This is a genomic window from Klebsiella sp. 7-CIP_Kleb. (genome assembly GCF_050378655.1).
Lineage (GTDB): Bacteria > Pseudomonadota > Gammaproteobacteria > Enterobacterales > Enterobacteriaceae > Klebsiella > Klebsiella quasipneumoniae.
Window position 1 is genome coordinate 339,967 of the sequence record NZ_JBNRLJ010000004.1, and the last position, 16,510, is coordinate 356,476.

Below are 16,510 nucleotides of genomic sequence, written 5' to 3' on the forward strand. Positions count from 1 at the left end.
ATATAAGGCGATATAACGATGATTCTCGCAAAGGTGACCGGCCATGTTGTCGCCACGCAAAAATGCGATGAGCTGCGCGGCAGCAACCTGCTGTTGATTACTCGCTTAGATGACAAACAGCAGCCGATGAAGGACCAGACCTGGGTCGCCGTCGATAACGTCGGCGCCGGTATGCACGACATCGTGCTGGCGGAAGAGTACTTCGCGCTCAATAAAGAGCGCTACAAAGCGATGTCGGTGGTCGCCATTGTTGAGAAGGTGTTTCGGGACGCCGAACAGGAGTGAATAGCCCAATGAGTGAATTTTTACTGAAACCACGGATTTGCTTCGGTCAGGACGCCCTCTCGGTGCTGAACGAACTTTCCGCCCGCAGCGTGCTGCTGGTGACCGATCAAGCGATGGTGAAATTTGGCCTCGCCGAGCGCGTCACCGCCCTGCTGCGCCAGCGCGGGATCGCCTGGCAGGTGTGGGACGACGTGGTGGCGGATCCGGATATCGCCACCGTGGTGCGCGGTATGAAGCTGATGGATAACCACTACCCGGATCTGGTTATCGCGCTCGGCGGCGGTTCGGTAATCGATGCCGCCAAAGCGGTTATTTTCTCCCTGGCGCAAACCCGTCCGCTGGCCGACCGTCCCCGACCGTGCTTCGTCGCCATCCCGACCACCAGCGGTACCGGTTCGGAAGTCACCGCCTTTTCGGTGGTGAAAGCCAACGCGGAAAAGCTGGTGCTGGTGGATGCGTCATTGCTGCCGGATATCGCCATTCTGGACCCGGCGCTGGTGGCTTCGGTGCCGCCGGCAATTACCGCCGACACCGGCATGGACGTGCTGTGTCACGCCCTTGAGGCCTACGTCTCCCGCGCCGCCAGCGACTTTTCCGACGCCCTGGCGGAGAAAGTGGTGCAGCAGGTATTTCGCTATCTGCCAACCTGCTGGCGCAGCGGCGACAACCTGCAGGCGCGCGAAAAGATGCACAACGCCTCCTGCATGGCGGGGATGGCCTTCACCAACGCGTCGCTGGGGATAACCCACAGCCTGGCCCACTCCCTCGGCGGCGTCTTCCGCGTGCCCCATGGCCGCGCCAACGCCCTGCTGATGGCGCACGTCGTCGCCTGGAACGCTGATTATCACGGGCTGTGCGATACCGATGCCGCCCGCAAATATGCCCGGCTAGCCCATCTGCTGGATCTGCCTGCGGCCACTACCCGCCAGGGCGTCACCAGCCTGCTGGTCGCCATTCAGGCGCTTAAAGACGAAATGAACATGCCGGCCGGCATCCGCGATACCGGCGTCCTTGCAGACGAGTTTGAACAACGGCTGGCGGAGATGATCGGCCAGGCGTTACGCGACAGCTGTACTCCGACGAACCCACGCGCGCCGGATGCTCACGCACTGACCGAACTCTATCGCCGGGCATGGACCGGCAACGCCGTTCAGGGCCACTGATAACAAGATTTGGAGAACCTTACCCATGGCACACTACAGCTTAACGCCGCGCGTCAAAGTGCTGGCAGACCGTTTACTCGCCCAGAAAAGCACGCTGTGCACCGAACATGCCACCACGCTGAACGCTCTGGATGGCGATATCGCGGGCGTTCCCGCCGCCGTTAAACCGGCGCGCCGTTTCTATGAACTGATGCGCCAGCTGCCGCTGACCATCAGCCCCGACGAACTCATTGTCGGCAACCAGAGCCGTAAACCGCACGGGGCGATTTTCCATGACGAAAACGCGACCCGTCGCCCATCGGCTTTCCAGTTCCTCAACCTCAACAGCGATCTGGATTCGCCGGACTACCGGCTGGTGGTCGAAAAAGGGGTGCTGGCGATTAAGCACCCGCTGGAAGAGAAAACCCGCGCACTCGGCAGCGCGGTCAGCCGCAGCGGTATGGATGAAGTCAACGGCTGCCGCGCCGCCATCTACGCCTGCGACGCGCTGCTGGCGCTGGCGCAAAATCTGGCCAACAGCGCCGAGCAGCTGGCGGCGGCGGAGACCAATGCTTATCGCAAAGCCGAGCTGCTCGATAGCGCAGCCATTCTCCACCACGTGCCGGCCCATCCGGCGCGTAATTTCAAAGAAGCCTGCCAGGCGTTCTATCTGTTCCAGCTGGCGCTCCAGCTGGACAACGGCAGCTATGCAGTCAACCCGGAAGGGGCGGACAAGGCGCTGCTGCCTTACTTCCAGCGCGATATCAGCAGCGGCGCGCTGAATACCCAGCAGGCGTATGAGCTCGTGGAGTGCCTGTGGTTCAAGCTGGCGGAACTGAGCGAAGTCCGCGCCGCCTGCGCCATTGACGGCTATCCGATGCTCGACGCCATGTTGCATGGCGCCGCTTTTGAGCATGCCGAGGTGAACGAACTCTCGGCGATGTTCATCAGCGCCCAGCGTAACCTCAGCGCGCTGAATCTGCCGGTGCGTCTGTTTAGCGGCGCACAACAGGTCAGCCACGCGCCGTTCGCCGCCTGCGCCGACACGCCGGTGATGGAAGGGCTGACCCCGCGTATGCAGCGTCTGCGTAACCACTATCTGACGGTACGCCCGAGCGTCTCTATCTATCGCGCGCTGGCCTTTACCGAAGTGGTGAAAGCCAACCCGGGCATGCCGACCATTCTGCTGCGAGCGAAAGCCTTCCGCCACGCCTGCGAAACCGCGCCGATTCTGATTCAGGACGATGAGCTGATCGTCGGGCACCCGTGCGGCAAGCCGCGCGCGGGCGCCTTCTCGCCGGATATCGCCTGGCGCTGGGTACGCGACGAGCTCGACACGATGAGCACCCGCCCGCAGGATCCGTTTGAGATCAGCGAAGCAGATAAAAAAACCATTCGCGAAGAGATCGTCCCATTCTGGGAAGGCCGTTCGCTGGATGAGATTTGCGAAGCGCAATACCGTGAGGCTGGCGTCTGGGCCTTCAGCGGCGAGACCTTCGTCAGCGACCTCTCCTATCACCAGATTAACGGCGGCGGCGATACCTGCCCGGGCTACGACGTACTGCTGTTCACCAAAGGGATGAACGGGATCAAAGCCGATGCCGAGGCGCATCTGGCCAGCCTGAGCATGGAAAATCCGGAAGATATCGACCGCATTTACTACTACAAAGCGGCGATTGAAACCTGCGAAGGGGTGGTCAACTACGCCCGCCGCATCGCCGCCCATGCCCGCGAACTGGCGGCGAAAGAGCAAAACGCCCAGCGCCGCGCCGAGCTACTGACCATCGCCGAAGTGAACGAAAACGTGCCGGCCAATCCGCCGAAGACCTTGCAGGAAGCGCTGCAGAGTATCTGGACCGTCGAATCACTGTTTGAAATCGAAGAGAACCAGACCGGGCTGTCGCTGGGGCGCGTCGACCAGTACTGCTATCCGATGTTCGAAGCCGATATCCGCGAAGGCCGCTTGACCCACGACACCGCACTGGAGCTGCTGCAGGCGTTTATCATCAAATGTGCCGAACTGATGTGGATGTCGAGCGAACTGGGAGCGAAATATTTCGCGGGTTATCAGCCGTTTATCAACCTCACCGTTGGCGGCCAGAAACGTAGCGGCGGCGATGCCTGTAACGATCTGACCTATCTGATTATGGACGCCGTGCGCTTCGTGAAGGTTTACCAGCCGTCGCTGGCCTGCCGTATCCACAACCAGTCGCCGCAGAAATACATGGAAAAAATCGTCGACGTGGTGAAAGCGGGAATGGGCTTCCCGGCCTGCCACTTCGATGACTCCCACATCAAGATGATGCTGCGCAAAGGCTTCGATTTTGAAGACGCCCGCGATTACTGCCTGATGGGCTGCGTTGAACCGCAGAAATCCGGGCGCATCTACCAGTGGACCTCCACCGGCTACACCCAGTGGCCTATCGCTATCGAGTTCGTGCTTAACCGCGGGCGGATGGTGCTGTTCGATAGCTATCAGGGGCTGGACACCGGCGACCTGCGCGACCTGCGCACCTTCGAAGCATTCGACGCGGCGGTGAAACAGCAGATCGCCCATATCGTGCGCCTGTCGGCTATCGGCACCGTCATCAGCCAGCGCGTCCACCGCGATGTGGCGCCGAAGCCGCTGATGTCGCTGCTGGTCGAAGGCTGCATGGAGAGCGGCAAAGATGTCGCCGCCGGCGGCGCGATGGTCAACCACGGTCCGGGGCTAATTTTCTCCGGTCTGGCGACCTACGTCGACTCGATGGCGGCGATCCGCAAGCTGGTGTTCGAAGAGAAGAAATACACCCTTGAGCAGATCCGCGATGCGCTGCTGGCCAACTTTGAAGGTTACGAAGCGCTGCGCCGCGACTGCCTGAACGCGCCGAAATACGGTAACGACGATAACTATGTCGACCAGTACGCGCTGGATATTACCGAATGGACCGAGAAAGAGTGCCGTAAGTACAAGATGCTCTACTCGACCCTCAGCCACGGCACCCTGTCTATCTCCAACAACACGCCCATCGGCGAGCTAACCAACGCCACGCCGAACGGCCGCCTGGCGTGGATGCCGCTCTCCGATGGCATCAGCCCGACCCAGGGCGCGGATAAGCAAGGCCCAACGGCGATTATCAAGTCGGTCAGCAAGATGAACGTGGAAACCATGAACATCGGCATGGTGCACAACTTCAAATTCCTCAAAGGGCTGCTGGATACCCCGGAAGGTCGCCATGGTCTGATTACCTTGCTGCGTACCGCCTCGATTCTCGGCAATGGCCAGATGCAGTTCAGCTATGTCGATAACGAAGTGCTGAAGAAGGCGCAGCAGGAGCCGGAGAAATACCGTGACCTGATCGTCCGCGTCGCCGGCTACAGCGCCTACTTCGTTGAGCTGTGCAAAGAGGTCCAGGACGAGATCATCAGCCGTACGGTGATTGAGAAGTTTTAGTTCTCTTAAAGAGAATTAAATGAGCTGTATTTGAGAAATAACCGGAAGTTCTCCGTCCCGTAACGGGACGGAGCGGGAGGCAAGCGTGATCGCAAAACAAGAATTAACGGGCCGCATTTTCAATATCCAGAAATATTCGATCTATGACGGCGATGGCATTCGCACGCTGGTGTTTTTTAAGGGCTGCAACATTCGCTGCCCGTGGTGCGCCAACCCGGAAGGGCTGAGCAGCCAGTTCCAGGTGATGTTCTCGCACGACAAATGCATTAACTGCGGCGACTGCGTCAGCGTCTGTCCGGCGGGTATTCATTATCGGGCGGAAGAGAATGGCGAAATGAAGCACTTCGTCGATCGCCATAAAGACTGCATCGGCTGCCGCAAATGTGAAGAGATTTGCACCCAGAACGCGCTGGACATCATGGGCAAGGACGTCACCGTCAGCGAGCTGATGGAGATCATCATGCAGGACTACGACTTCTATATCTCCTCCGGCGGCGGCGTGACCATCGGCGGCGGCGAGATGAGCCTGCAAACTGATTTTGCCGTCGCCTTATTTCGCGAATGCAAAAAGATGATGATTAACACCGCCGTCGAAACCCAGGGCACCACACCGCTTGCCAACTACCAGAAGCTGGCGCCGGTCACCGACACCTTCTTATTCGACATTAAGCAGATTAACAGCGAACACCACAAGGCGATGCTCGGCATCGGCAACGAAGGGATCCGCCGCAATCTCGAATGGCTGGTGGATTCCGGCGCCAACGTCATTGTGCGTATGCCGCTCATTCGCGGCTACAACGACTCATTCGACGCCATTACCGGCGCCATTGATTACGTTCAGAAGCTGGCGAAGCGCGGGAATATCCGCCGTATCGACATGCTGCCGTACCACCAGCTGGGACGCAAAAAGTACGAACGCCTGGATATGCCCTACCCGATTAGCCAGGACCCGTCTTATTCGCCGGATGAACTGGACCGGCTGGAAGCCTTCTTCCGGCAATTTGATTTTGATATTCGCTTAGTCCGCCATTAACAGGAGCCGACCATGAAAAGTTTAGGCGTAATTGAAACGCGAGGATGGGTCGCCGCCATTCAGGCCGTCGACGCCGCCTGTAAAGCCGCGGGAGTGACCTGCATTGGCTATCGCAAACCAGGCTCCGGGCTGGTGAGCGTCTGCTTTGAAGGGGAAATCAGCGCCATCCACACCGCTATAGAACGCGGCGTGGCGGTTGCCGGCGCCGAGCACACCGTGAAGTCGCTGGTCATTGCCCGTCCGGAGCGCTGCGTGGTTGAAGCGTTAAGCAACCTCAAAGGCAACCCTCCGCGCGAGGAAAAAACGGACGAACCGGTGGTTATCACCGCCCCGGAACCCATCGTTCCGCCCGCTATCCCGAACGAAGCGGAAGATAAGCACCCTGCGCTGAAGAAAGGGAAGAAGTCATGATCGACACTTTGCTTCGCGAAAAAATCGTCGCCCGCCTGAGCGCAACGGCGCCGGCGATCCCGGTGGGGATCTCCAACCGCCACGTCCATCTCGCGCAACAGGACGTCGAGGCATTGTTCGGTAAAGGCTACAGCCTGACGCCGTTCAAACCGCTGCGCCAGCCGGGGCAGTTTGCCGCCCAGGAGTGCGTAACCGCCGTCGGGCCGAAGGGCTCGCTGACCAACGTTCGCGTCCTCGGCCCGACCCGCCCGCTATCGCAACTGGAAGTGTCGCGCGCCGACTGCTTCACGCTCGGCATTCAAGCGCCAGTTCGTGAGTCCGGGCAACTGGAGAATGCCGGTAGCGCGCTGCTGATTGGCCCCGCCGGTCACGTTGAGCTCCATTCTCAGGTGATCTGCGCCTGGCGGCATATTCATATGTCGCCGCAGGACGCGCGCCAGCTCAACGTCAGCAATGGCCAGAAGGTCAGCGTGCGCAGCAACGGCGAGCGCCAGCTGACTTTCGATGAAGTGGTGGTGCGGGTGCGCGATGACTTCGCGCTGGAATTTCACATCGACACCGAAGAAGCCAATGCCGCCGGGTTAAAAAACGGCGCGCAGGTGACGCTCATCGGCTAACGGAGGCTCGCCATGACCGACGAACAGATTGAAGGTGTAGTTGCGCGGATTTTGCAGCGCCTGCGGCCGCCGGTACTGGTGATGGTGACCGCCGCTGACGGCTACCGCGCAGCTATCCGCCAACGCCTGGCGGGAAGCGGCTATCCGCTGCGCCTCGCGCTGGAGGAGGGTCTCGCCGACGCCACCGCCTGGCGAGAGGTGGGCGAGATTATCCCGTCATCGACCTGGCTGGATGTCCTGCCGTCAGCGCCATGGCGGGCGGTACTGCTGCCGTTTCTCGATTATCCGCAAGCCTCGGATCTGCTGAACGGCACCCTGCGCAATCCCGTTTCCCGCTGCGCGCACGAGGCGCTGCTGGCGGGTATTCCGGTTCTGGCCCTGCGCTACCACTGCGATCCGCACAGCGAGCTCAACCAGCTGCGCGGCGCGCAGGCCGGCAGCGCCTATGCCGGGCATCTGCAGGCCACGCTGGCTCGTCTGGAAGCCTGCGGCGTCTTCCTCGGCACCATGAATGAGCTGCTGGCGAAGCTGGACGCACCCACCGCGCCGGCCGCCGCCAGCAGCGAACCGCGCCGTTATCTTACCGTCACAGACGTGGTGAATAATCCGGCGCTGGCGGCGGCCCCGCGCGCTCAGCTGACCGATGCGGCCATTGATTACTTAAAAAACAGAAAGATATGACCTTACCCAACGAAAAACCTGGAGCTTAACGATGTCTTCGAAAACAAAATGCTGGTTAAGGATGCTGCTGGTTATCCTCTCCGAAACCTCGGCAACCTCGACGTTAAAAATGTTCGGTAGCAGCGAAGGCGGCAGCAAAATGCTGCTGCTCGGGCTGCTGATTGCGCTTTACTGCACCTGCTATTACTCGCTCTCAAGGGCGGTGAAAGATATCCCGGTCGGTCTGGCGTACGCCACCTGGTCCGGCACCGGCATTCTGGTGGTCTCGACGCTGGGAATGGCATTCTACGGCCAGCACCCGGATACCGCCGCCATCATCGGCATGGCGGTGATCGCCAGCGGCATCATTATCATGAACCTGTTTTCGAAAATGGGTTCCGAAGCGAGCGAAGAGGCGGCGCCCGCCGCGCCAGCCGCCGCCATGGATAAGAACATCGCTAACTAACAGGAAAGGAATACCCCCTATGTTTAATCTCGGATTTTTATGGCTGGCGCTGTCTATCGGCTCCGAAATCACCGGCACCTCGATGATCAAAAAGACCAACGGTTTCAGCAAACTGGCCCCTTCGGTGCTGGTGGTCTGCGCCTACGGCCTTTGCTACTTCGCCCTCACCCGCGCAATGAGCACCATCCCGGTGGGCGTGGCCTACTCGCTGTGGTGCGGCTTCGGTATCGTCGGCGTCACCATCTGCTCCATGATCCTCTATAAGCAGAAACCGGACCTGGCGGCCATTATCGCCATGGCGCTGATTATCTCCGGCGGCGTGATCATGAACGTCTTCTCGACCATGTAACAGCGGTCGTTTTATCCTGTTACCCGGCCTGTGCGGGCAGTCCGTAGGCCCGCGCCAGCGCAGCGCCGCCGGGCGTTTTACCAAACAGGGTTTACCCCACTATGGTTTCGTGGCAGGATAAAAAGATGAACAGAAACGCGATCGTGACCTATCCCCGCCGTTGGTGGCTGCCTGCATAACAGGCGGCACGATATACGTTTCCATTTTCAAAGCCGCCGGAAGGCGGCTTTGGTGTTTTCAGGACGTCTTTCGGCTGAACAGTCTGATAAGGAGTTCCTGATGAATCACCCGCAAACCATTCTCACCGGCGACCGCCCCACCGGCCAGCTACATCTTGGCCATTACGTCGGCTCGCTGCGCCAGCGCGTCGCGCTGCAGCACGACCACCAGCAGTTTATCCTGATCGCCGACCTGCAAGGGCTCACTGACAACGGCAGCAATCCGCAAAAAGTTAGCCACCATATCCTCGAAGTGATGGCCGATTATCTGGCCGTCGGCATTGACCCCAGGCTCACCACGATCTGCCTGCAGTCCGCCCTGCCCGCGCTGGCGGAGCTCAGCGCGCTGTATATGAATATCGTCACCGTCGCCCGCGTGGAACGTAATCCAACGGTCAAGAATGAGATTGCCCAGAAAGGATTCGCCCGTTCGCTGCCGGTGGGCTTTCTTGCCTATCCGATTAGCCAGGCCGCCGATATCACCGCCTTCAAGGCCGAGCTGGTGCCAGTGGGCGACGATCAGCTACCGATGATTGAGCAGACCAACGAGATCGTCCATAAGATGAATAGCCTCACCGGCGCGCCAGTGCTGCGCCACTGCAAGGCGCTCCTCAGCGAAGTGAGCCGCCTGCCGGGCGTCGACGGCAACACCAAAATGTCGAAATCGCTGGGCAATACGCTGACGTTATCGGCCAGTGAAGAGGAGATTCACCGCGCGGTCAGCGCGATGTATACCGACCCGACGCACCTGAGAGTCAGCGATCCGGGGCATGTCGACGGCAACGTGGTGTTCACCTATCTCGACGCTTTCCATAGCGATAAGGCACTGGTGGCTGAGATGAAAGCCCACTATCAGCGCGGCGGGCTGGGCGATCGCCAGTGTAAAAATGAACTGGAGACCTGCCTGCAGGCGCTACTGGCGCCGATCCGCGAACGGCGAGCCACCTTTATTCAGGATAAAGGGATGCTGCTGGATCTGCTGCGCCAGGGCAGCGAGCGCGCCCACCAGCTGACGCAGCAGACGCTGCATGAGGTGAAACGTGGTCTGGGGCTGCCGGTGCTGTTCTGAGGTGATGAAATGTTGCCGGTAGTGGATATTTTGTTAACACGTCGACAAGACCCTGCCTTTCGTATGGACAAGCCCGCCACGGATGTTACTATCGCGTTAACGGTAGCTCTCACTATGCGTGTTTCATTAAGGCCAGGATCGCTGATGATGACCACATAAGTAGTACAGCGTTCGGCTGCGCATCGACGCGGTAGAGCGCTGCGTCAGCGGCCCTTCCCCTCTTTATGCGTCCTTCGCAAGGAGGACGCTCCGCCCGCCGGAGGAGACACGCGTATCACTCAGCACAGGGAACCAAGCGAGTCGCGTATGGACAAAATAAAGAAACGTTGGACAGGGTATTTTGTCGGCTTACTGGTGGTACTCGCCGCCGCGGCATGGTGGCTGCTGCGCCCGCCGGGCCTCCCGGAGGGGTTTGCCAGTAGCAACGGACGAATAGAAGCCACCGAAGTGGATATTGCCAGCAAAATCGCCGGGCGTATCGACACCATTCTGGTCAAAGAGGGTCAGTTCGTGCGCCAGGGAGAGGTGCTGGCGAGAATGGATACCCGTGTACTGAACGAGCAGCGTCTTGAAGCCGCCGCGCAAATCAAGGAAGCGGAAAGCGCGGTCCTGGCCGCCAGAGCCTTGCTCGATCAGCGGCAAAGTGAAATGCGCGCCAGCGAAGCGGTTGTGAAGCAGCGTCAGGCGGAGCTCGACTCCACAGCGAAACGTCACGTCCGCTCGAATGCCCTGTCGCAGCGCGGCGCCGTCTCCGCCCAGCAGCTGGATGACGATCGCGCCGCGGCAGAGAGCGCCCGCGCGGCGCTGGAGTCGGCGAAAGCCCAGGTCTCCGCCGCCCGCGCCGCCATCGAGGCCGCCCGCACCAGCATTATTCAGGCGCAAACCCGCGTCGAAGCGGCCCAGGCGACCGAGCGGCGGATCCTTGCCGATATTGACGATAGCGAGCTGAAGGCGCCCCGCGACGGCCGTATTCAGTATCGCGTCGCCGAGCCGGGGGAAGTGCTGGCCGCCGGTGGTCGGGTGCTGAACATGGTCGATCTCGCCGACGTCTATATGACTTTCTTTCTGCCCACCGAACAGGCGGGCCTGCTGGCGCTTGGCAGCGAAGCGCGGCTGATCCTTGATGCCGCCCCTGATCTGGTGATCCCGGCCAATATCAGCTTTGTCGCCAGCGTCGCGCAGTTTACGCCGAAAACGGTGGAGACCCGCGACGAGCGTCTCAAACTGATGTTCCGCGTCAAAGCGCGCATCCCGCCGGAGCTGCTGGCGCAGCACCTGGAGTATGTCAAAACCGGCCTGCCCGGCATGGCTTACGTGCGGCTGGATAAGCAACACTCCTGGCCTGAAGACCTGACGGTGAGGTTGCCGCAATGATATTGACGCCACTGGATACCTCGCCCCCCATCGCCCGGCTGGACAACGTTGGCCAGCGCTTCGGCGCCACCGTGGCGCTGCGGGATATCAGCCTGGCGATCCCGGCGCGGCGCATGGTTGGCCTGATTGGCCCGGACGGCGTCGGCAAATCGAGCCTGCTCTCTCTCATCGCCGGGGCGCGGGCCATTGAGCAGGGTAACGTGATGGTGCTCGGCGGCGATATGCGCGACGTTCATCATCGCCGCGAGGTGTGCCCGAAGATTGCCTGGATGCCGCAGGGACTGGGGAAAAACCTCTATCACACCCTCTCGGTGTATGAAAACGTCGACTTCTTCGCCCGCCTGTTTGGCCATGATAAAGCCGAACGCGAATCACGTATCCACGAGCTGCTGCAGAGCACCGGGCTGGCGCCGTTTCGCGATCGCCCGGCGGGTAAGCTCTCCGGCGGGATGAAGCAAAAGCTGGGTTTATGTTGCGCCCTTATCCACGACCCGCAGCTGCTGATCCTCGATGAACCTACCACCGGCGTCGACCCGCTTTCCCGGGCGCAGTTCTGGGAGCTTATCGACAGCATTCGTCAGCGCCAGCCGGAGATGAGCGTGCTGGTGGCCACCGCCTATATGGAAGAGGCTGAGCGCTTTGACTGGCTGGTGGCGATGAACGCCGGCGAGGTGCTGGCGACCGGTACCGCTGCGGAGCTGAAAGTGCAGACCGGCAGCCAGACGCTGGAGCAGGCGTTTATCGCCCTGCTGCCGGAAGCGCAGCGCCAGGCGCATAAGGCGGTAGTAATCCCGCCGCGCGACGACCGCGAGGAAGAGATCGCCATCGAAGCCCGTGGGCTGACCATGCGCTTTGGCGACTTCGTCGCCGTCGACCACGTTAACTTCCGCATCGCGCGCGGTGAAATCTTCGGCTTCCTCGGCTCCAACGGCTGCGGCAAATCCACCACCATGAAGATGCTCACCGGCCTGCTGCCCGCCAGCGAAGGCGAAGCCTGGCTGTTCGGCCAGCCGGTCGATCCGAAGGATATCGCCACCCGCCAGCGGGTGGGCTATATGTCGCAGGCCTTCTCGCTCTATAGCGAACTGACCGTCCGGCAAAACCTCGAACTGCACGCCCGCCTGTTTCATATTCCGGACGGCGAAATCCCCGGTCGGGTGGCGGAAATGAGCGAGCGCTTCATGCTCAGCGAGGTGGAAGACGCCCTGCCCACCGCCCTGCCGTTGGGCATCCGTCAGCGCCTGTCGCTGGCGGTGGCGGTCATCCATCGCCCGGAAATGCTGATCCTCGACGAACCCACCTCCGGGGTCGATCCAGTGGCACGGGATATGTTCTGGCAGCTGATGGTCGACCTCGCGCGTCAGGATCGGGTGACCATTTTTATCTCCACCCACTTTATGAATGAGGCGGAACGCTGCGACCGCATCTCGCTGATGCACGCCGGCAAGGTGCTGGCCAGCGATACGCCGCAGGCGCTGGTCGAACAGCGCGGTGCCGCCAGCCTCGAAGAGGCGTTTATCGCCTGGCTCCAGGAGGCGCAGCCAACCGCCGCAGTTCCTGAGGAACCTGCGCCTGCTGCAGCATCCCATCCAGAACGCGCGGCCCCGCGCCAGGCCTTCAGTCTGCAACGGCTGTTCAGCTTCAGCCGCCGCGAAGCGCTGGAGCTGCGCCGCGATCCGGTACGTTCGACGCTGGCGCTGCTGGGAACGGTGATCCTGATGTTTATCATGGGCTATGGGATCAGCATGGACGTCGAGGATCTGCGCTTTGCGGTACTCGATCGCGATCAAACCCTCAGCAGTCAGGGCTGGTCGCAGAATATCGCCGGCTCACGCTACTTCATCGAACAGGCGCCGCTGCGCAGTTACGATGAGCTCGATCGGCGGATGCGCGACGGCGAACTGGCGGTGGCGATAGAGATCCCGCCGAATTTTGGCCGCGATATCGCCCGCGGCACGCCGGTGCAAATCGGCGTCTGGGTGGATGGCGCAATGCCAAACCGCGCGGAGACGGTGCGCGGCTACGTGCAGGCCATGCATCTCGCCTGGCTGCAGGAGATGGCCGGGCAGCAAAGTAGCCCGAATCGTGAGACCTCGCTCATCTCCATCGAGACCCGCTATCGCTATAACCCGGACGTGAAGAGCCTGCCGGCCATCGTCCCGGCGGTGATCCCGTTGCTGCTGATGATGATCCCGGCGATGCTCAGCGCGCTGAGCGTGGTACGTGAGAAGGAGCTCGGGTCGATCATCAACCTGTACGTGACGCCGACCACCCGCAGCGAATTCCTGCTCGGCAAGCAGGTGCCCTACATCGTGCTGGGAATGTTTAACTTTTGTCTGCTGTGTGCGCTGTCGGTCTTCGTCTTTGGCGTATCACATAAGGGCAGCTTCCTGACGCTGAGCCTGGCGGCGCTGCTGTATGTCACCATTGCCACCGGACTGGGACTACTGATCTCAACCTTTATGAAGAGTCAAATCGCCGCTATTTTCGGCACCGCCATCATTACGCTAATCCCGGCGACCCAGTTCTCCGGGATGATCGACCCGGTAGCGTCGCTGGAAGGCCCCGGGCGCTGGATTGGGCAAATCTACCCGACCAGCCACTTCCTGACTATCGCCCGCGGCACCTTCTCCAAGGCGCTGAATCTCAGCGATTTGTGGGGCTCCTTTATTCCACTACTGATTGCAGTGCCGCTGGTGCTCGGGCTGAGCGTGCTGCTGCTGAAGAAACAGGAGGGGTGATGCGCGGATTACGCAATATTTATAATCTTGGCGTCAAAGAGCTGCGTAGCCTGCTGGGTGATAAAGCGATGCTGGCGTTGATCGTGTTTGCTTTTACGGTGTCGGTGTACTCCTCAGCCACGGTGATGCCCGGCTCGCTACACCTGGCGCCGATTGCGGTTGCCGATATGGATAAGTCGCAGCTCTCTTCACGCATCATTAACGCATTCTACCGCCCCTGGTTTCTCGAACCGGAGCTGATTACCGCCGATGAGATGGACGCCGGCCTGGATGCCGGGCGCTACACTTTCGCCATCAATATTCCGCCTAACTTCCAGCGCGATGTGCTGGCCGGCCGCCAGCCGGAAGTGCAGGTCAACGTCGACGCCACGCGCATGAGCCAGGCCTTTACCGGCAACGGCTATATCCAGAATATTATTAGCGGCGAAGTAAACAGCTTCATTGCCCGCTATCGGGACAACAGCGTGCTGCCGGTAGAGCTGGCGATAAGAATGCGCTTTAACCCTAACCTGGAACAGGAGCGCTTTGGCGCGGTGATGGCGATCATCAACAACATCACCATGCTGGCCATTGTCCTCACCGGCTCGGCGCTGATCCGCGAGCGCGAGCACGGTACCATCGAGCATCTGCTGGTGATGCCGGTCACGCCGTTTGAGATCATGATGGCCAAGATCTGGTCGATGGGGCTGGTGGTGCTAGTGGTCTCGGGTTTGTCGCTGGTGCTGATGGTACAGGGGATGTTGCAGGTGCCCATTGAGGGGTCGATTCTACTGTTTATGCTGGGGGTGGCGCTCAGCCTGTTCGCCACAACCTCGATCGGCATTTTTATGGGCACCCTCGCCCGCTCGATGCCGCAGCTGGGGCTGCTGATGATCCTGGTGCTGCTGCCGCTGCAGATGCTCTCCGGCGGCTCCACGCCGCGGGAAAGTATGCCGCAGCTGGTTCAGGATATCATGTTGACCATGCCGACCACCCACTTCGTCAGTCTGGCGCAGGCGATTTTGTACCGCGGTGCCAGCTTCAGTATCGTCTGGCCGCAGTTCTTAACCTTGTTGGCTATCGGAGCGGTGTTCTTTACTATCGCCCTGCTGCGTTTTCGCAAAACGATTGGTCAAATGGCATAAGGACTTAAGAAGGGCCGTCGACTCCCGGCGGCCCGAATGGTTTATTTATGGCGGTTCATAAAGTGGCGCAGACCCCAGGTGAAGGCCATCGCCATGCTGAAGAGAATGAACAGCAACACCACCCAGCTGATGGAGATGCGCAGCAGCGTGCCGGGGGTCATAAACGGCTGCAGATAGACGGTGAAGGACTGGGCGGGTGATTTCCCCAGCAGTTCATACAGGTTATCCGTAAGCCATACGCCGACCCGGCAGAACAGCCAGATTATCGCTGGCCAGCAGAGCAGCACCAGAAAGGTAAAGCGCTCCTGAAGGTAAGTGAAGAGCCGGCGCAACGGCGACCAGTTAAGCAGGATTTTCATTTCTATTCTCATATTGCCAGCCGATAACCAAAGCAGATGACGCAAGGTACGTCGGACAGCATCCATACAGGCAATCATCCCTCTTTGTATATCAAATTTGCTGTCATATAAACCAGATCAAGTTAACAAAGTGTTAATGATATCGCTCATTAAACCAAAAAACCGGCGAGAAGCATACCCATTGTCGCCATAAATGGGAGTAATGTATTCAGCGGTGGGAATAATTTCGTAATTTCGCTAACGCGTTAATATATATGAAGAAGATGCAGCGCCATTATTTAGCAGAACACAATATAATAGCGCTGAAATAGAGAGAGGTATTTAATCGTAGCTGCTGATAATTATTTTTCGACTCGTATCATTGGATAAATTCACTGTACGAGTGACCACACCACGCGCGTGATTCGCTATATTTTTCGAGGCAATGAGATAGGTATTTTTTCCGCAGCGCTGCAGAGGTTGTTTATTCACAATATCAGTATTGCAGGTTTCTGACACGACCCGCCCGGAAAGCGTTAGGTTGGCGGTTTCGGCAGCAAACAGAGGTGAGCTTAATCCATAAGCGAAAATCAGAATCCCAATTAGCGGTTTTTTCATTTAATGTTTAACCAGTTAACAGGATGAAAGATAAGCGAGTTGCTTAATATTTTCTCCGTCAGGAGAGCGATGCATTGGTACATCACGCAGGGAAGATAAACCATAGTATTACTAAGGGCAATGTAAAGATAACCTATTAATGTGATAATTATTGCTGATAGTAGCGAACCGGCATAGTGGTCTGCCTGGAGACGGTGCTGCGCACCAGGTTTTGTGGCTCAGGATCCGTAGCCCCGGTAAGCGCAGCGCCACCGGGGGGCATACCCCACACAGCAAAAAACCCCGCACCTTTCGGGACGGGGTTCTTGTTAAAACGCAAAAACAAAAAGCTCAGCCTTTCGACTGAGCTTTCTGCTTTATTTGATGCCTGGCAGTTTATGGCGGGCGTCCTGCCCGCCACCCTCCGGGCCGTTGCTGCGCAACGTTCAAATCCGCTCCCCCGCGGATTTGTCCTCCTCAGGAGAGCGCTCACCGACAGACAACAGATAAAACAAAAGGCCCAGTCTTTCGACTGGGCCTTTTGCTTTATTTGATGCCTGGCAGTTCCCTACTCTCACATGGGGAGACCCCACACTACCATCGGCGCTACGGCGTTTCACTTCTGAGTTCGGCATGGGGTCAGGTGGGACCAC

At 59.4% G+C, this 16,510-nt stretch carries 16 protein-coding genes and 1 rRNA gene; 14 read left to right on the forward strand and 3 right to left on the reverse strand.

The genetic code is table 11. The features are described from left to right. Positions 1-18 precede the first annotated feature (18 nt). The 13 genes from ACQUTI_RS17130 (at position 19) to ACQUTI_RS17190 (ending at position 14,922) form a co-directional block, all read left to right on the forward strand. Complete coding sequence (locus tag ACQUTI_RS17130; RefSeq protein WP_004204134.1) at positions 19-285, forward strand: EutN/CcmL family microcompartment protein; 267 nt, start codon at positions 19-21, stop codon at positions 283-285. Positions 286-293: 8 nt separating this feature from the next. Beyond that, positions 294-1,448, forward strand: coding sequence for a 1-propanol dehydrogenase PduQ (locus ACQUTI_RS17135; RefSeq protein WP_428923328.1), 1,155 nt, complete (start codon positions 294-296; stop codon positions 1,446-1,448). 25 nt (positions 1,449-1,473) lie between these two features. Further along, the gene (gene cutC, locus ACQUTI_RS17140) at positions 1,474-4,860 is read left to right on the forward strand and encodes a choline trimethylamine-lyase (protein WP_428923329.1); all 3,387 of its coding nucleotides are present in this window, start codon (positions 1,474-1,476) and stop codon (positions 4,858-4,860) included. A gap of 85 nt (positions 4,861-4,945) precedes the next feature. Further along, positions 4,946-5,893: a choline TMA-lyase-activating enzyme gene (cutD, locus tag ACQUTI_RS17145; RefSeq protein ID WP_043522391.1), complete on the forward strand. Its 948-nt coding sequence runs from the start codon at positions 4,946-4,948 to the stop codon at positions 5,891-5,893. A gap of 12 nt (positions 5,894-5,905) precedes the next feature. Continuing rightward, positions 5,906-6,304 carry a BMC domain-containing protein gene (locus ACQUTI_RS17150; protein ID WP_004204127.1) on the forward strand — a complete coding sequence of 133 codons (399 nt, stop codon included), beginning with the start codon at positions 5,906-5,908 and terminating at the stop codon, positions 6,302-6,304. Then, on the forward strand, positions 6,301-6,921 hold the full coding sequence (locus ACQUTI_RS17155) for a phosphate propanoyltransferase (RefSeq protein WP_004204126.1): 621 nt from the start codon (positions 6,301-6,303) through the stop codon (positions 6,919-6,921). The genes ACQUTI_RS17150 and ACQUTI_RS17155 overlap by 4 nt, the downstream gene beginning before the upstream one ends. Positions 6,922-6,933: 12 nt before the next feature. Then, a complete protein-coding gene (locus tag ACQUTI_RS17160; protein WP_177337277.1) occupies positions 6,934-7,602 on the forward strand; it encodes a hypothetical protein in 669 nt (222 codons plus the stop codon). Between the two features lie 31 nt (positions 7,603-7,633). Beyond that, positions 7,634-8,047, forward strand: coding sequence for a DMT family transporter (locus ACQUTI_RS17165; RefSeq protein ID WP_428923330.1), 414 nt, complete (start codon positions 7,634-7,636; stop codon positions 8,045-8,047). Positions 8,048-8,066: 19 nt separating this feature from the next. Continuing rightward, on the forward strand, positions 8,067-8,396 hold the full coding sequence (locus ACQUTI_RS17170; protein ID WP_004204123.1) for a DMT family transporter: 330 nt from the start codon (positions 8,067-8,069) through the stop codon (positions 8,394-8,396). Between the two features lie 279 nt (positions 8,397-8,675). Continuing rightward, the gene (trpS, locus tag ACQUTI_RS17175; RefSeq protein ID WP_087771790.1) at positions 8,676-9,683 is read left to right on the forward strand and encodes a tryptophan--tRNA ligase; all 1,008 of its coding nucleotides are present in this window, start codon (positions 8,676-8,678) and stop codon (positions 9,681-9,683) included. A 306-nt stretch (positions 9,684-9,989) separates the two neighbouring features. Then, entirely contained in the window at positions 9,990-11,057 is a 1,068-nt protein-coding gene (locus ACQUTI_RS17180) for an HlyD family secretion protein (protein WP_065903158.1), read from the forward strand. After that, a complete protein-coding gene (rbbA, locus tag ACQUTI_RS17185; protein ID WP_428923331.1) occupies positions 11,054-13,798 on the forward strand; it encodes a ribosome-associated ATPase/putative transporter RbbA in 2,745 nt (914 codons plus the stop codon). Before ACQUTI_RS17180 ends, rbbA begins: the two co-directional genes overlap by 4 nt. Next, complete coding sequence (locus ACQUTI_RS17190) at positions 13,798-14,922, forward strand: ABC transporter permease (protein WP_023319637.1); 1,125 nt, start codon at positions 13,798-13,800, stop codon at positions 14,920-14,922. The genes rbbA and ACQUTI_RS17190 overlap by 1 nt, the downstream gene beginning before the upstream one ends. A gap of 41 nt (positions 14,923-14,963) precedes the next feature. On the opposite strand, the gene ACQUTI_RS17195 is transcribed toward ACQUTI_RS17190, so the two are convergent. Beyond that, positions 14,964-15,281, reverse strand: coding sequence for a hypothetical protein (locus ACQUTI_RS17195; RefSeq protein ID WP_004204117.1), 318 nt, complete (start codon positions 15,279-15,281; stop codon positions 14,964-14,966). Positions 15,282-15,602: 321 nt separating this feature from the next. Then, positions 15,603-15,878, reverse strand: a complete 276-nt coding sequence (locus tag ACQUTI_RS17200) for a DUF2574 family protein (protein ID WP_004204116.1) — start codon at positions 15,876-15,878, stop codon at positions 15,603-15,605. 305 nt (positions 15,879-16,183) lie between these two features. On the opposite strand from ACQUTI_RS17200, the gene ACQUTI_RS17205 reads away from it, so the two are divergent. Then, positions 16,184-16,411: a hypothetical protein gene (locus ACQUTI_RS17205; RefSeq protein ID WP_138100141.1), complete on the forward strand. Its 228-nt coding sequence runs from the start codon at positions 16,184-16,186 to the stop codon at positions 16,409-16,411. A gap of 1 nt (position 16,412) precedes the next feature. Here ACQUTI_RS17205 and rrf read toward each other — a convergent pair. Next, positions 16,413-16,510 (reverse strand): 5S ribosomal RNA (rrf, locus tag ACQUTI_RS17210); the annotation flags it as partial.

Coding starts and splice junctions, on each gene's coding strand:
- ACQUTI_RS17130 (WP_004204134.1), top strand. CDS start 19: ATGATTCTCGCAAAGGTGACCGGCCATGTTGTCGCCACGCAAAAATGC.
- ACQUTI_RS17135 (WP_428923328.1), top strand. CDS start 294: ATGAGTGAATTTTTACTGAAACCACGGATTTGCTTCGGTCAGGACGCC.
- cutC (WP_428923329.1), top strand. CDS start 1,474: ATGGCACACTACAGCTTAACGCCGCGCGTCAAAGTGCTGGCAGACCGT.
- ACQUTI_RS17150 (WP_004204127.1), top strand. CDS start 5,906: ATGAAAAGTTTAGGCGTAATTGAAACGCGAGGATGGGTCGCCGCCATT.
- ACQUTI_RS17155 (WP_004204126.1), top strand. CDS start 6,301: ATGATCGACACTTTGCTTCGCGAAAAAATCGTCGCCCGCCTGAGCGCA.
- ACQUTI_RS17160 (WP_177337277.1), top strand. CDS start 6,934: ATGACCGACGAACAGATTGAAGGTGTAGTTGCGCGGATTTTGCAGCGC.
- ACQUTI_RS17165 (WP_428923330.1), top strand. CDS start 7,634: ATGTCTTCGAAAACAAAATGCTGGTTAAGGATGCTGCTGGTTATCCTC.
- ACQUTI_RS17170 (WP_004204123.1), top strand. CDS start 8,067: ATGTTTAATCTCGGATTTTTATGGCTGGCGCTGTCTATCGGCTCCGAA.
- trpS (WP_087771790.1), top strand. CDS start 8,676: ATGAATCACCCGCAAACCATTCTCACCGGCGACCGCCCCACCGGCCAG.
- ACQUTI_RS17180 (WP_065903158.1), top strand. CDS start 9,990: ATGGACAAAATAAAGAAACGTTGGACAGGGTATTTTGTCGGCTTACTG.
- rbbA (WP_428923331.1), top strand. CDS start 11,054: ATGATATTGACGCCACTGGATACCTCGCCCCCCATCGCCCGGCTGGAC.
- ACQUTI_RS17190 (WP_023319637.1), top strand. CDS start 13,798: ATGCGCGGATTACGCAATATTTATAATCTTGGCGTCAAAGAGCTGCGT.
- ACQUTI_RS17195 (WP_004204117.1), bottom strand. CDS start 15,281: ATGAAAATCCTGCTTAACTGGTCGCCGTTGCGCCGGCTCTTCACTTAC.
- ACQUTI_RS17200 (WP_004204116.1), bottom strand. CDS start 15,878: ATGAAAAAACCGCTAATTGGGATTCTGATTTTCGCTTATGGATTAAGC.